The sequence below is a fragment of the Kribbella sp. NPDC023972 genome, assembly GCF_040639075.1.
In the GTDB taxonomy this organism is placed as follows: domain Bacteria; phylum Actinomycetota; class Actinomycetes; order Propionibacteriales; family Kribbellaceae; genus Kribbella.
Genome location: NZ_JBEZZH010000011.1, coordinates 1 through 14,229 on the forward strand (window position 1 = coordinate 1; position 14,229 = coordinate 14,229).

11 protein-coding genes are annotated in these 14,229 nt (G+C 67.0%); 1 reads left to right on the plus strand and 10 read right to left on the minus strand.

Annotation, left to right across the window (positions count from 1 at the left end):
• Window positions 1-299 precede the first annotated feature (299 nt).
• Genes AB0F43_RS32100 through AB0F43_RS32125 form a run of 6 tightly spaced genes read right to left on the minus strand, consistent with a single transcriptional unit; the run spans window position 300 to window position 8,405 of the window.
• Window positions 300-2,255, minus strand: a complete 1,956-nt coding sequence (locus tag AB0F43_RS32100) for an alpha-glucuronidase (RefSeq protein WP_360485433.1) — start codon at window positions 2,253-2,255, stop codon at window positions 300-302.
• Window positions 2,245-4,236 carry a beta-galactosidase gene (locus tag AB0F43_RS32105; protein WP_360485436.1) on the minus strand — a complete coding sequence of 664 codons (1,992 nt, stop codon included), beginning with the start codon at window positions 4,234-4,236 and terminating at the stop codon, window positions 2,245-2,247. Before AB0F43_RS32105 ends, AB0F43_RS32100 begins: the two co-directional genes overlap by 11 nt.
• Window positions 4,233-4,847, minus strand: a complete 615-nt coding sequence (locus AB0F43_RS32110; RefSeq protein ID WP_360485439.1) for a hypothetical protein — start codon at window positions 4,845-4,847, stop codon at window positions 4,233-4,235. Before AB0F43_RS32110 ends, AB0F43_RS32105 begins: the two co-directional genes overlap by 4 nt.
• Complete coding sequence (locus AB0F43_RS32115; protein ID WP_360485442.1) at window positions 4,847-6,484, minus strand: extracellular solute-binding protein; 1,638 nt, start codon at window positions 6,482-6,484, stop codon at window positions 4,847-4,849. The genes AB0F43_RS32110 and AB0F43_RS32115 overlap by 1 nt, the downstream gene beginning before the upstream one ends.
• A gap of 38 nt (window positions 6,485-6,522) precedes the next feature.
• Window positions 6,523-7,413: a carbohydrate ABC transporter permease gene (locus AB0F43_RS32120; protein WP_360485445.1), complete on the minus strand. Its 891-nt coding sequence runs from the start codon at window positions 7,411-7,413 to the stop codon at window positions 6,523-6,525.
• Window positions 7,407-8,405: an ABC transporter permease subunit gene (locus tag AB0F43_RS32125; protein WP_360485448.1), complete on the minus strand. Its 999-nt coding sequence runs from the start codon at window positions 8,403-8,405 to the stop codon at window positions 7,407-7,409. The genes AB0F43_RS32120 and AB0F43_RS32125 overlap by 7 nt, the downstream gene beginning before the upstream one ends.
• A gap of 199 nt (window positions 8,406-8,604) precedes the next feature.
• On the opposite strand from AB0F43_RS32125, the gene coaA reads away from it, so the two are divergent.
• Complete coding sequence (gene coaA / locus AB0F43_RS32130) at window positions 8,605-9,558, plus strand: type I pantothenate kinase (protein WP_360486052.1); 954 nt, start codon at window positions 8,605-8,607, stop codon at window positions 9,556-9,558.
• Here the strand turns inward: coaA and AB0F43_RS32135 are convergent.
• From AB0F43_RS32135 to AB0F43_RS32150, 4 genes are all read right to left on the minus strand, one after another.
• On the minus strand, window positions 9,534-10,712 hold the full coding sequence (locus AB0F43_RS32135) for an MFS transporter (protein ID WP_360485451.1): 1,179 nt from the start codon (window positions 10,710-10,712) through the stop codon (window positions 9,534-9,536). The genes coaA and AB0F43_RS32135 overlap by 25 nt on opposite strands.
• Window positions 10,713-10,898: 186 nt before the next feature.
• Entirely contained in the window at window positions 10,899-12,164 is a 1,266-nt protein-coding gene (locus tag AB0F43_RS32140) for a PLP-dependent aminotransferase family protein (protein ID WP_360485454.1), read from the minus strand.
• Complete coding sequence (locus AB0F43_RS32145; RefSeq protein ID WP_360485457.1) at window positions 12,164-13,222, minus strand: alpha-hydroxy acid oxidase; 1,059 nt, start codon at window positions 13,220-13,222, stop codon at window positions 12,164-12,166. The genes AB0F43_RS32140 and AB0F43_RS32145 overlap by 1 nt, the downstream gene beginning before the upstream one ends.
• Before the next feature lie 59 nt (window positions 13,223-13,281).
• On the minus strand, window positions 13,282-14,208 hold the full coding sequence (locus tag AB0F43_RS32150; RefSeq protein ID WP_360485460.1) for an alpha/beta hydrolase: 927 nt from the start codon (window positions 14,206-14,208) through the stop codon (window positions 13,282-13,284).
• Window positions 14,209-14,229 lie beyond the last annotated feature (21 nt).

Consider the following 14,229-nt stretch of genomic DNA (forward strand, 5'->3'; position numbering starts at 1 on the left):
CTGGTCGTGGCGGTGTGGGTCAAGGGTCGAAGATCCCGCAGGGACGCCGAAGGCGCCCTTGACGCACACCGCCACGACTAGCACACTCACGCAGCCCGGAGCCGCGCCACCACACCCGCGCTACTCCGGCAGGCACCGCACCCGCCCACTCCGGCAGGCTCCACCGCCCGACTCGAGCCGTCGACACCCCAGTCGTCGGCTCGAGCAACGCGACCCACACCCTCCTACCCGAGCAACGCGACCCACAGTCGTCTTCCTCGTGCACGCGAACGCAGCCGTCGTACTCCAGGGAACCCGCGCTACCGGTAGATGGTGCGGCCGGCCGCGTCGGGGACTCCGCTGAGGCGGTGGAAGTACGTGTTGACCTGGTCTCGCCATTCGCGGGCGTTGCGGAGCTGCTGCTCGAAGCGGGTGGTGATGTTGTCGCGGATGACAGGGTCGAAGCGGTCGGCGATGGTTTTCCAGCGGGCGATCATGGTTTCGACTTCGTCGTACCCCTGGAAGTGGGTGTCGTAGATGTGTTGCAGGACTGTGCGGCCGTTCTGGAGGACGTGGTCGTAGGGGACGTGGTGGAAGAACAGCAGGAGTTCGTCCGGGCAGGTATAAACGTTTTCGTAGCGACTGGCGAGTGGTTCCGGGTACTGCGCGGTGAAGCCTGAGCCGGTCGCGACGGTCCGGTCCACTCCGACGCCGTAGCGGTCGGCGAAGTGGTACGTGCCCCACTCGGAGTACTCGTACCCGTTCACGCTCGGCCCGTAGTGCGTCCCGGGCGTGACCATGCAACCGACACCAAGCGGTGCGGTGTAACGCTCGTACGTCCGCCACGAGTCGGCCATGATCGACACCAGCTCGGCCCTGGTCCGGTCGTCCATCGCGAATGTCGCCGCAGCCCACTCGTGCAGCAGGCTGACCGGGTCCGCGGCCGGGTCCCAGGCCAGTCGTCCGTACGCATAGAGGTTGCTCTGGGCAAGTTTGTGGCCGGTCCAGTTCGGATCGTCGCCGACGTTGGAGACGCCGACGATCGCCTTGGTGCGCTCGGCAACGGTCGGCCCACCACCACCGGTTGTGTCGAACTGCAGGATCTCCCGCCACCACGGACCCAGGTAACACAGATCCTTCTGCTGACCGGTGTACTCCTGCGTCACCTGCAACTCCAGCGCGAACCGCGTCTCCTGCAACTCTCCCAGCAACGGCGACACCGCCTCGCGCGCCTGGAAGTCCAGCGGCCCGTGCTTGATCTGCAGGACGACGTTGTCGTCGAACAACCCGTCCAGCGGCACGAAGTGGTCGTACGCCGCCCGGGCCCGATCGGTACTGCGATCACGCCAGTCCTGATGACAGTCGTAGACGAAACACCGCCAGTACACGGTCCCCCGGTACGGCGCCAACGCGCGCGCGAGCATGTTCGCGCCGTCCGCGTGGTGCCGCCCGTACGTATGCGGCCCCGGCCGGTTCTCCGAGTCCGCCTTCACCACGAACCCGCCGAGATCCGGTACGGCGTCATACACCCGGCCGACCGCGGCCGACCACCAGCGGGCCACCCGCTCGTCCAGCGGATCGGCGGTGTCGAGGTCGCCGAGCTTGATCGGCGCGGCGAAGTTCACCGACAGGTAGATCGCGATCCCGTACTCGCGGAACACCGCGGCGAGCCGGGCCACGTCTGGCAGGTGATCAGTGATCAACCGGGTCTCGGCGGCCCACACGTTGCCGTTGTTGATCACCACCGCGTTGATGCCGATCGACGCGAGCAACCGGGCGTACGCCCGCACCCGGGTCAGGTCCTGGACCACCCGGCCGTCGCGGAAGAATATCGATCCACCTGAGTACCCGCGCTCGACCGCGCCCAGCACCGGATGCGGGACCAGGTTGTCCCAGTGCGCCACCATCCGGACCGGAATCGCCGGCCGCTCGACCACGGTGAAGTCGCCGGTCATCCACTCGAAGTACCGCAGCAGGTAGAAGTACCCGTACAGCAGGCCGCGACCGGCCTCGGCGGCGACGACCAACTGGTTGCCGCGTCGCACCACCACGAAGCCTTCGTCACCCAGCCCGTCGGCCGGCAACGCCTGCTCGACCCCAGCGGCCAAGGGTGTTTCCTCGAGCCGCCCAAGGGTGCACAGGGCAACTTCTACGTCGTGACGGACCCGACGGGTCTGCCGGAGCTCGGCCCGGATCGTCTGCGCCAGTGCACCCGAGGCATGAATGGTGACCTCAGGCAACCGTTGGCCGCCGAGCCAGCAGGGGTCAAACGTCATCCGACCGCAACACCACCACACCGGTTGCCGGTAGCACCAGCTTCGCGCCGGCCTCGACCTGTGCGCCGGTGATCAGGTCGGTTCCTGTCATGTCGGCCGCCACCCGCACCTCCCGGTCCCCGTGGTTCAGCAGGAAGAGATACCGCTGACCGTCCTTGTACCGCCGCCTCGCTTCGACGCCGTCGATCCTCGCATACGACCCGGTCAACCCGGCCTCGTCGACCACCGAACCCAGTACGGCGTCCAGACCGCCGGCGTCCAGCATGGTCCCGAGGTACCACGCCTGCCCCGCGCCGAAGCGGTGCCGCGTCACGGCCGCCGTCCCCGCATAGAAGTCGGCCGTGTACGTCCCCACGACCTCGGCACCCTCGGGGATGATCAGGTCGAAGACGAGCGATCCCTCAGCCGTGACACCGTCCAGCTGCACCGGGTTCACGACCGACGGATCCTGCGCATCCGTCTCATCCACCCGCACCCCGAGCACCCGGGCAAGCGGTCCCGGGATGTCCGTCAGGAACGCGTTGTCGTCGACATCAACCCGTCCGGACAGCACCCCGGTCACCAACGTGCCACCCTGCGAGACAAACTCCTCCAGCCGCTCCCCCAGCCCGTCCGGGACCATGTGCAGCAACGGCGCCAGGACCACGTCGTACGACGAGATGTCGGCATCCACCGGTACGACGTCCACGTCCACGTCGAGGCGTTGGACGGCGGCGTACCAGGCGATCGCCGTACGCACGTAAGACACGTGACGCGACGGGCCGTCCGAGATCTCGACCGCCCACCAGCTGTTCCAGTCGAGCATCAGCGCGACCTTGCTACGGGTCTCGGCGCCCACCAAGGGGGCCAGCCGCGGCAACTCGGCGCCTAGTGCGGCGACCTCCTGGAACACTCGGGTGTCAGAGCGAGAGGCGTGGTTGATCACCGCGCCGTGGTACTTCTCCGACGCACCGCGCGAGGCGCGCAACTGGAAGAACAGCACAGTGTCCGACCCGTGCGCCAATGCCTGGTAGCTCCACAACCGCATGACTCCCGGCCGCTTGACCGGGTTCACGTCCCGGCAGGCGGTCGTAGACGGCGTCTGTTCCATCAACCAGAACGACTGCCCGCCCTTGAGCCCACGCATCAGGTCATGCGTCAACGCCATCCGCGGAGCCGACCGATCATCCGGCGGGTAGTTGTCCCACGAGATGACGTCCAGGTGCTCGGCCCAGCGGAAGTAGTCCAACGGGCGGTAGAAACCCATGAGGTTCGTGGTGACCGGAGCGTCGCTGTACTGCCGGATCGCGGTCTTCTCGGCCTTGAAGTTCTCCAGCAGCGCGTCCGACATGAACCGCAGGTAGTCCAGCGTGATCCCCTGGAACGCCGTGTGGTTCGGACCGCGCCAGTGCTCGCTCAACGCGGACGGCGCGACGATCTCGTCCCAGTCGTAGAACGTGTGGCTCCAGAACGTCGTACACCAAGCGTGGTTCAAGGCATCCAACGTGCCGTAACGGTTTCGCAGCCAGACGCGGAAAGCCGCCGTGCAGTTGTCGCAGTAGCAGGAGCCGCCATACTCGTTGCCGACGTGCCACGCGACCAGGTTGGGCAGGTCGGCGTACCGCTCGGCGATGCGCCCGGCGAGCTCGACCGAGAGCCGCTGGAAGATCGGCGATGATGGGCAGTGGTTGTGCCGAGCGCCGTACACATGCTTGCGGCCCTCGAAGTCGACCCGGGTGACCTCCGGGTACTGGCGGGCCAGCCAGGCAGGATGCGCGCCTGTGGCCGTTGCCATGATCACGTTCCGGTCGGACAGCGACGCGGTGATCCGGTCGAGGACGCTGAAGTCGTACACGTCCTCGGACGGCTGCAACAGTCCCCACGAGAAAACGCCGATCGTCGCGGTGTTGACCCCCGCCAGGTCGAACAGCCGCGCGTCCTCCGCCCACACCTCGTCCGGCCACTGCTCGGGGTTGTAGTCGCCACCGAACCAGATCGTCACACGAATCGCCTCTCGATGTCGGCGACCAGGGGTCGCGTCATTCGGGCCAGCAGATAGAGCGCCGGCGACAGCAGGAACACCGCGACCCAGTCGGACGTGCTCATGACCACCAGCACAAAGCCGGCACCGAGCAGGATCACGTTGAGCGTGCACCGCCACTGCGCGCCCAGGTAGTACGTCGCCAGCCGCGCGGTGTCACGAACCCGGAACGAGAACCGGGCCGTGATCACCAGCACGTTGACGAGCCACAACCCCACCAGACCGGCAACCACCAGCCAGTCAGCGCTCACCACACTGATCACCAGGGCCGCCGGCGCCCACAACTGCACGATGTCGAGCCAGCTCAACCGGTAACCGCGCACGAAGTCCCGCACCGGGGACTGCTCCATCCGACGTACGGCGTACAGGCCCGCGACCAGGGCCGGCCCGGCCGGAACCACCGCTGCTGCGAACCACACAACGTTGCGGGGGTCCGGCGCGAGCAGCAGGACCAGCGCGACCGTCGGCAGCAAGGCGACCACCAGGCAGGCCTCGATCACCAGCAACTGGTAGACGAACAGGCACGTCCGATAGAGCCTGCCGTCCACGAACCCGGTCGAAAGCGTCGACATCACTTACCGCCGTGGTCCTTCTCGTAGGTGGCGTGGGCGTCGTTGACCATCTTGAGGTACTTGTCCGCGCCCTTGCCGTTGAGCTCCTGCACGAACGCGTCCCACTGGTTCATCGGCCGCTGCCCGAGCACGAACTTCAGCGTCTGCTGGTTGACGAAGTCGGTCAGCGGCGTGTTCAGCAGCGTCGCCTGCTCCCGGTCGGCGTCACTCAACGGGTACGGCGGCTCCACCGCGACCGGCTTGTGCGTCGCGGCCATCTCCTCCTGCCACTTCAGTTCGGCCGGCACCATCATCGAGTGCAGCAGCTCGGTCGATCCGCCGTACGCGAAGACGCCGCCGGAGAAGCCGAAGTCCTTGCGCAGGTCCTTCTTGCCGGCACCCGGGTTGAGGCCGTTGTAGTCGATCCCGGGCAGCAGCGCCGGCTTGCCGTCCTTCAGCTGGTACGTCGTCCCCTCGACACCCCACTTGGTGAACATCTGGCCGGCGTCGGAGTACCAGAGCCAGTCGACGAACTGCATCATCGCGACGAAGTTCGGCTGCTCCTTCGCCTTCGCGTTGATCATGACGCCGTTCTCCAGCCGGGACCCGCCCATCAGCTGACCGGCCGGACCACCGGGGACCAGGATGCGGGCGACCTCGTACTTGCCCTTGCCCAGCGTGCTGTCCATGGTCTTGCGGTACGTCGTGATCTCCTGCGAGTTGCCGCTGATCACGAACGACTGGCCGGTGACGAACTTCTGGATCGCCTGGTCGTCCTGCTGCGTGAACGTCTCCGGGTCGAGCAGCTTGTCACTCACCAACTTGTTGAGGTAGGCAACCATATCGCCGTACTGCGGCATCGTGGCGGCGGCCTTGAACTCACCGGCGTCCTGGTTCCAGACCGCGCCGTCGCCGTAACCCCAGCCGGCCGCCGTACCGTAGGCCGTGCCCATCAGGTTGAGCAGGCTCTTGCCCTGGTAGCGGTCCGAGAACGGGATCTTGTCCGGATAGGCCTGCTTCAGCTTGGCCAGTGCCGCGGCGAGCTCGTCCCAGGTCTTCGGCACCGGGATGCCTTGCTGCTTGAAGATGTCGGCCCGGATGTTCAGCGTGTAGTCCGGCCACACTTCCTCATGCAGGCCGGGCAGCAGGTAGAACTTGCCGTCCTGCTGGCGCAGGGTGTCGATCTCCGGCTCGAGCTTCCACTGCTTGATCTTGGCCTGGAAATTCGGCATCAGGTCGAGGTAGTCGCTGACCGGCAGGATCGCGCCGGACGACACGTACGCCGACTCCTGGCCCGGGTACGTCTTCGGGATGATCAGTGGCGCGTCTCCCGCGGACACCAGCAGCGACCGCTTCTGCTCGTAGTCGCTCAGCGGTACGACGGTCGGCTGCAGCGTCACGTTCGTCCGCTCGGTCATCGCCTTCCAGAGCAGCCAGTCCTTCTTGTAGGGGTACCCCGGCGGATCGTTGTAGAGGACCGAGAACGACAGCGGCTCGGTCGCCTTGAACTGCGTGCCGACGGCGTAGTTGTCCATCGCACCCGTTCTGTTCTTGCTGGTGTCGGCCGTCTCGTCGCCGGAGCCGCCGCTGCACGCGGACAGGCCCAGCGCGGCCACCAGAACCGGGACGACGATCGCCCGACGGAGGCTGATCTTCATGATTTCCTTCTTCCAGGGAGGGCGGCTCCCCGGCGTCCTCAGCCCTTGATCGAGCCGAGCATCACGCCGGACACGAAGTACCGCTGGATGAACGGGTAGACGCAGAGGATGGGCAGGACGGTGAGCACCATCGTCACCGCCTTGATGTTGGCCTGGATCTGGGTGAGATCGTCACCCGTCGCGCCGGCCGAAGTGCCCGCGGTCGCTCCGGCGATCATGTTCCGGAGGTAGATCGTGACCGGGAACAGTGACTTGTCGTCGAGGTAGAGGAAGGCGCCGAACCAGGCGTTCCAGTTCGCCACCGCGTAGAACAGCATCATCGTGGCCAGGATCGCCTTGCTCAGCGGCAGCACGATCCGCAGCAGAATGCCGAACGTGGTCAGCCCGTCGATCATCGCCGCCTCTTCCAGCTCGGCCGGCATGTTCTCGAAGAACGCCTTCATCACCAGCAGGTTGAACACGCTGATCGCGTTCGGCAGCACCACCGCCCACAGCGTGTTCTTCATCCCGAGCTGGGAGATCAGCACGTAGTTCGGGATCAGGCCGCCGTTGAAGAACATGGTGAAGATGACGAACCCGATGAGAAACTTGCGGCCGCGCAGGTGCCGCTTGGACAGCACGTACGCCATACAGGTGGTGAGCACGAGCGAGACCGCGGTCGCGACCACGGTGTAGAGCACGGTGTTGCCGTAGTTGCGCCAGAACATCGAGTCGTTCATGACGACCTGGTATGTCGACGTGTCGAAGCCGACCGGGAACAGGTTGACCTTGCCAGCGCTGATCGCGGACTCACTGCTGAACGACTGCGCGACGATGTTCACGAACGGATACAGCGTCAGTACGACGACCAGCAGCAGGACCGTGACGTTGAAGACCTGGAAGACCCGGTAGCTGGTGGTGTCCTCGATGCCGGCCACTGTCTTCACCACAGTCCGCCTCCCAGCGTCCGGCGCGAGATCGCGTTGGCCCCGAAGACCAGCGTCAGTCCGACGAGCGCCTCGAACAGGCCGATCGCGGTCGCGTAGGAGAAGTTGTTCGACACCAGGCCGACCCGGTACAGGTACGTCGAGATGACGTCCGCCGTCTCGTAGGTCAGCGGGTTGTAGAGCAGCAGGATCTTCTCGAACCCGACGGACAGGAACGAGCCGATGTTCAGGATCATCAACACGACAACGGTCGGCGCGATCCCGGGCAGAGTGATGTGCCAGGTCTGTTTCCACCGGTTGGCGCCGTCGATCCTGGCCACCTCGTACAAGGTGTCGTCGATCTGGGTCAATGCGGCCAGGTAGAGGATGGTGCCCCAGCCGGCTGTCTGCCAGACGTCGGAGGAGACGTAGATGGCGCGGAACCAGTCCGCGTCCTGGATGAAGTTCACCGTACTGCCGGTCGTTGCCTTCAGCACCTGGTTGATCGTGCCGTGCAGCGAGACCAGCTGCAGGATCATCCCGGCAACTATCACCACCGAGATGAAGTGCGGCAGGTAGGACACGGTCTGGACGAACTTCTTGAACCGTTGCCCGCGCAGCTCGTTCAGCAGCAGCGCCAGCACGATCGGGATCGGGAAGGTGAACAGCAGGCTCAGCCCGCCCAGCACCACCGTGTTGCGGAACACCTGCCAGAAGGTCGGGTCCTCGATGAACATCCGGATGTAGCGCAGCCCCACCCACTGCTCACCGAACATCGAGCCGCCGGGCACGAACCGCCGGAACGCGATGATGTTGCCGGCCATCGGCAGGTACTTGAAGATCACGAAGTACGCGATCGGCAGCGCCAGCAACGCGTACAACCGCCAGTCCCGCTTGACGTCCGCCCAGAAGCCCCGATGGTTCGGGACGGCCCGCCCCTTCGCGCCGTTCCGCGGCGGTTGTTCGGCCGTCTCGCTGCGCGAGTGACGCTTCGCAAGCCCCACCGGTGCGGTCATCCCGCGCCTCCTCACATGCCGTCGAAAGTTTCGGCGAATCCTTCGATAGTTGGCGTGGGACACACCGTACGCACGGCGCAACACAGCGTCAATAGGTCAAGCAAGCGGTTTCCGGGACCGGCCAGCGGCGGTAGTTGAGACGTAAGCCACGCCCGCCCGGGGTGGGTCGGCGTACGCTCAGGTGGGAAGAATGGGGCTCATGCTGCAGCCGACGCGGGAGGTGACTCCCTACACCGAGCTGGACCGGGCCGCCTGGGCGCAACTCGCCGAGACGACCGTGTCCCCGCTGACGGCCGAGGAGATCGAGAGGCTGCGCGGTCTCGGCGACGAGATCGACATGGACGAGGTGCGGGAGGTCTACCTGCCGCTGTCGCGGATCCTCTCGCTGTACGTCCGGCACGCCCGCGCGCTGCACGCCGACACCGAGAGCTTCCTCGGCAAGCCGGCCGCGACCCGGACGCCGTTCGTGATCGGCATCGGCGGGTCCGTTGCCGTCGGCAAGTCGACCACCGCCCGGTTGCTGCGCGAATTGCTGGCCCGCTGGCCCGAGCACCCGCGGGTCGCGCTCGTCACCACCGACGGCTTCCTCTGGCCGAACGCCGAGCTCGAGCGCCGGAACCTGATGATGCGCAAGGGCTTCCCCGAGTCCTACGACCGCAAGGCGCTGCTGCGCTTCGTGGTCGAGGTGAAGTCCGGGATGGACACGGTCGAGGCGCCGGTCTACTCACACCTGCACTACGACCGGATGCCCGGCGTCCGGACCACCGTCGAGCAACCGGACATCCTGCTGCTCGAGGGCCTGAACGTGCTCCAGCCCGCACCCCGGCACGCGGACGGCAAGAGCGGCCTGGCGGTCAGTGACTTCTTCGACTTCTCCGTCTACGTCGACGCGGCCGCGGACGACATCCGGTCCTGGTACGTGCACCGCTTCCTCAAGCTGTGGGAGACCGCCTTCCGCAACCCGGAGTCGTACTTCGTCCGGTACGGCGAGCTGAGCCGGGACGAGGCGGTCAAGAAGGCCGAGTCGCTGTGGGACAGCATCAACGGCCCGAACCTGCGGGAGAACATCCTCCCCACCCGCTCCCGCGCCACCCTGGTCCTCCGCAAAGGCGGCGACCATGCCGTCCGCTACGTGCGCCTGCGCAAGCTCTGAACCGCCGGGATGATCGCGGCTGCGACCACGGCCGCGGTCAGGGCGAAGGCGACTGAGTAGCCGGTGCCGGCGACGATCGCGCCGAAGATGATGGCGCCGATGCCCCAGCCGCCGTCGTACGCGAGGTTCCACAGCGCGCTGACCTGGCCGTAGCGGGACTTCGGGACGCGGTTGTACATGAGCGACAGCGTGAGGTTCTGCGCGGCGCCGAAGCCGATGCCGAACAGGGTGGAGCCGACCACGATGGCGACGGCGCTGCCGATCAGGACCAGCGCCCCGGCTCCGAGTGCCGCGAGGATGAGCGCGGGCGCGAGCAGCTTGGCCGGCCCGACGCGGTCGCCGTACCGGCCCGCCAGCCAGCGGGCGCCGGGGGCGGTGATCGACTGCATCAGCAGCGCGGTCGCGACCAGCGAATGCTTGTCCTGGGCAACGGCCAGCGGAAGGAAGGTGACACTGATGCCGGCCGCGACGGTGACCGCGGCGAACACGAACGCCGGCATCAACAGTCCGCTGCCCCGCAGACCACCGAGGACCTGCATGTGCTGCTCCTCGGCGCCGGCGGTTCGGGGCATCGCGCCCAGCGTGGCGAGTCCGGCCAGCGAGCTGACGGCGGCGAGGACGAACAGGGCGCCGAAGCCGACCAGGTTGGTCAGGTAGACACCGAGCGGCAGACCGATCACGGCGGGCAGACCGACGGCCAGTCCGTAGACGCCGAGAGCTTCACCTCGCCGAGCAGCCGGAGCCACGTCAGCGACCAGCGCGACCGCCCCGACGACCAGGATCGCCAGTCCCGCGCCGCGGACGACGCAGACCGTCAGGACGAGTGGGAGCGACGACGTGACCAGGAGCACCAGCGACGGTGCGCCGAGCAGGATCAGGCCGAGGCCGAGCACGATCCGGTAGCCCCAGCGAGCCAGCATGCGCGGCACCACCAGCTCGGTACCGACCGCGGACAGCATCATCGCTCCGGTTGACAGCCCGGCACCGATCCCGCCGGAGCCGTTGGCGGCGAGGTAGAGCGGGACCACCGAGGTGAGCAGGTACATGCTCAGGCCGGAGCCGAACACCATCACCAGCAGCCGGCCGAACTGGCCGGTCAGCAGGCGCGGCGCCGCGGGGACGGGGACGGTCGGGATCTCGCGAACGCTGGTCATGGGGCCTCCCGGCCTGGACTGAGGAGCGCAGGGAGCGAAGCGACTGGAGCGACGAGGGAAGGCCGGGAGTCACAGCCCCATGACCCGCCGCGCGGCAGCGCGGCAATGTGCACGGTCATGGCATTCACGCTAGAAGCGGACCGGCCTCCCCTACAGATCCAGTTTCGGCCCGGCCCAGAGGACCAGTTACGGGAGCTGGTCGGTGATCAGCGCGGTCAGGCGGTTGAGGGCGGCGTCGATCTGGGCTGGGGCGACCGCACTGCACGACAGGCGAAGGGCGTGAATCGGCGGACCGGCGTCGTAGAAGTGGCTCATCGGTGTCCAGAGCACGCCGTACTCGTGGGCGGACTTCTCCAGCAGTACGTCGTCGACCGAGAACGGAACCGTGACGACGACGAAGAATCCACCCGACGGCACCGTCCAACTGACCTCGCCCTGGGGGAACCGGGCCTCCAGCCCGTCGGTGATCGCGCGCAGGTTCGCGGCATAGATCTCGCGCTCGCGCCGATTCGCCGCGACCAGGCTGAAGTCGTTCGCGAGCAGCTTGCCGCCGATCACGGCCTGGGCGACGGGTGAGGTGTTCACCGTGACCATGCTCTTGATCTTCGACAACTCGTCCGCCAGCAGTCCGAAACTTCCGTCCGGCGCCTCGACAGTCTGGTCCGCGACGACGTACCCGACCCGCGCGCCGGGCAGCCCGGTCTTGGCGAACGACCCGAGATAGACCACCCGACGATCGGTGTCGAGGGCCTTGAGCGTCGGAATCCGATCGACCCCGTCCGCCCGGAACAGACCGTAGGGGTTGTCCTCGATCAGCAACAGGTCCAGCTCGGCTGCGGCGTCCAGCAACTGTCGCCGAGCCTCCAAATCCAGGCTGAGCCCGGACGGATTGGCGAAGTCCGGCATCACATAGCACGCCCGCGGCCGCAACCCGTCGGCCCGGGCCGCCTTCACCACGGCGGCCAGGTCGTCGTCCTTGGCAACCGGTAGGACGGCAAAGTCGAGCAACCGCGCCGCACCGGTGAGCCCGACGTACGTCGGGGAGATCGCGAGCAGGACGTCGTTCGGATCAGAGCGCAGCGCCCGCAGGGTGAGAAGCATCGCCTCCTGGCAGCCGACGGTGACGACAATCGCTTCGGGATCGACGTGGAGGTCTTCGTCGACGGCGAGGTTGCGGGCGATCAGGTCGTGCACGATGCCCTTGGTCCGGCCGTACTGGAAGATGGTCCGTCGTACCGCGGCCTCGTCGTACCCCTGCTTGCGCAGGTGATCGGCGAACAGGTCGAGGTAGGTGTGCAGGTCCTCGAGCGCGAAGAACTGCTCGGTCGGGCGGCCGGCGGCGAGGGAGATCGCGTCCGGGTAGTGGTGCGAGACCTCGTTGAGGAAGTTCATCGAGTTGAGCGCGCGATCCGTTAGTGAACCGTGCAGGTCGGTCAGCTTCAGGTCGGCCATCACGCTCTCCCCGTCGTCAGCTCTCTGAGCGCAGTCAGGTCCGCACAACCTGCCAGCAGCATCGCGTCCCGCAGCTCTCGTCTGAGCAACCCCAGCGCTTCGTCCACAGCTTCCACAGCCAATGCCCACAGCAACGGGCGCCCAACGAGTACGGCGGACGCTCCCAAGGCGAGAGCTCTGACCACATCGGTCCCGCTGCGGATGCCGCTGTCCAGCAAGACCTGGCAGTCCTGCCCGACCGCCTCGACGACCGGGCCGAGGGCATCGATCGACGCGATCGCACCGTCCAGCTGCCGGCCGCCATGGTTGGACACCACCACACCGGTCGCACCAGCGTCCACGGCCCGGCGGGCGTCACGAGGGTCGAGAATTCCCTTCACCACAAGGGGAAGCGCGGTCTGGCTGCGGAGCCACTCCAAATCGCGCCACGCTATGGCGGGCTCGAAGGCGGACGCGGTGTGCGCCGCGACCGCCGACGACCCCGGAACCGTCGTGTGTGCCTCTGTCGTTATGTCGACAAGATTCGCGGCCACCACATCGGCGGGCAGGGCGAAGGCGTTGCGTACGTCGCGCAGCCGCCGGCCCATCACGGGGACGTCGACCGTCACCATCAGCGCGGTGCAGCCCGCCTCGGCGGCACGGTCGACCAGCGATCTGACCGTGGTGCGTTCGCGCAGCCAGTACAGCTGAAACCAGGGAGGTGCTGTGGCCGCGATCTTCTCCAGTGGATAGCTGCTCAAAGTGCTGATCACGTAAGGGATGCCGGCCTCGGCGGCGGCACGGGCGAGCAGCAGTTCGCCTTCCGGGTGGAGCAGGCGTTGATAGGCCATCGGGGCTACCAATGCGGGCATCGCGAGATCGGCGCCGAGGACGGTGCACGTGGTGTCTGGCCCGTCGACGCCCGCCAGCACGCGCGGGACGAGAGTCACCGAGTCGAGGGCCGCGCGGTTGAGCCGCAGTGTGGTCTCCGAACCGCTGCCACCGGCAACGAAATCCCAGATGGGCGCCGGCAGGACCGCTGCGGCCTCCGACTCGTAGTCAGCCAGCGCGTCAGCCACCAGGCCCACCTCGCGACACCTCAGCCACCACTCAAGATCCCGCCGGCCCGACGGGAGGCTCAGTCATCGCCGAAGATCTTGTTCAGCCAGCTTGCCGCCTCGGCCATGGCTTTCTTGCCGCCGTCGAGGATGCCTGACATCGCGAAGAAGCCGTGCACCATCCCGTCGTACCGGCTGAGGGTGGTCGGAACCCCGGCGGCGTGCAGCTTCTCGGCGTAGTACTCGCCCTCGTCACGCAGCGGGTCGTACTCCGCGGTGATCACCAGCGCTGGTGGCAGATCGGCGTGGGACTCGGCCAAGAGCGGTGACGCCAACGGGTTCAGGCCGTCGGCGGAGTCGGTCAGGTAGTGGTCCCAGTACCAGCCGACCGAGGTCTTGTTGAAGAGGTACGGATCGTCGCCGGCCCGCATCGAGATGGTGTCCGAGCCGTAGAGCGTGTTCGGATAGACCAGCAGCTGACCAGCCAGCTCCGGACCGTTGTCCCGGGCAAGCAAAGTCGTCGCGGCAGCCAGGTTGCCGCCGGCACTGTCGCCACCGACGACCAATCTCGCCGGGTCGGCCTGCAGCCCACCTGCGTGCGCCGCGATCCACTGCGTCGCGTGGTGACAGTCGTGTACGGCGGCCGGGAACGGATGCTCCGGTGCGAGCCGATAGCCGACTGTGATCACCTGGCAGGGAACGGCGTTGGCCAGCTTGCGACTGATGCCGTCGGCGGTCTCGATGCTGCCGAGTGTCCAACCGCCACCGAAGAAGTAGATCAGGGTCGGCAACGGGCCGGTCAGGTCCGGGCGGTAAACCCGCAGCTGTACCCCGTCATCGGTGGCGAGGTCCTCGACGTGGTGAACCTTCTCGACCTCACCGCCCGCGGCCTGGATGGACGCGAGGTCCGCGGCGCGAGCCTCGGCCAGGGGCTGGGTGTAGAGCTGCGGGACGTTGTTGGCCTCACGTTCGGCACGCATGGCCTCGACCTGCGGGTCCAGCGGCATCGAATCACCCCCATCGAATCA

Excerpts from the sequence above, each read along its gene's own strand:
- AB0F43_RS32100 (WP_360485433.1), bottom strand. The coding sequence starts at position 2,255 with ATGACGTTTGACCCCTGCTGGCTCGGCGGCCAACGGTTGCCTGAGGTC.
- AB0F43_RS32110 (WP_360485439.1), bottom strand. The coding sequence starts at position 4,847 with ATGTCGACGCTTTCGACCGGGTTCGTGGACGGCAGGCTCTATCGGACG.
- AB0F43_RS32115 (WP_360485442.1), bottom strand. The coding sequence starts at position 6,484 with ATGAAGATCAGCCTCCGTCGGGCGATCGTCGTCCCGGTTCTGGTGGCC.
- AB0F43_RS32125 (WP_360485448.1), bottom strand. The coding sequence starts at position 8,405 with ATGACCGCACCGGTGGGGCTTGCGAAGCGTCACTCGCGCAGCGAGACG.
- coaA (WP_360486052.1), top strand. The coding sequence starts at position 8,605 with ATGCTGCAGCCGACGCGGGAGGTGACTCCCTACACCGAGCTGGACCGG.
- AB0F43_RS32135 (WP_360485451.1), bottom strand. The coding sequence starts at position 10,712 with ATGACCAGCGTTCGCGAGATCCCGACCGTCCCCGTCCCCGCGGCGCCG.
- AB0F43_RS32140 (WP_360485454.1), bottom strand. The coding sequence starts at position 12,164 with ATGGCCGACCTGAAGCTGACCGACCTGCACGGTTCACTAACGGATCGC.
- AB0F43_RS32150 (WP_360485460.1), bottom strand. The coding sequence starts at position 14,208 with ATGCCGCTGGACCCGCAGGTCGAGGCCATGCGTGCCGAACGTGAGGCC.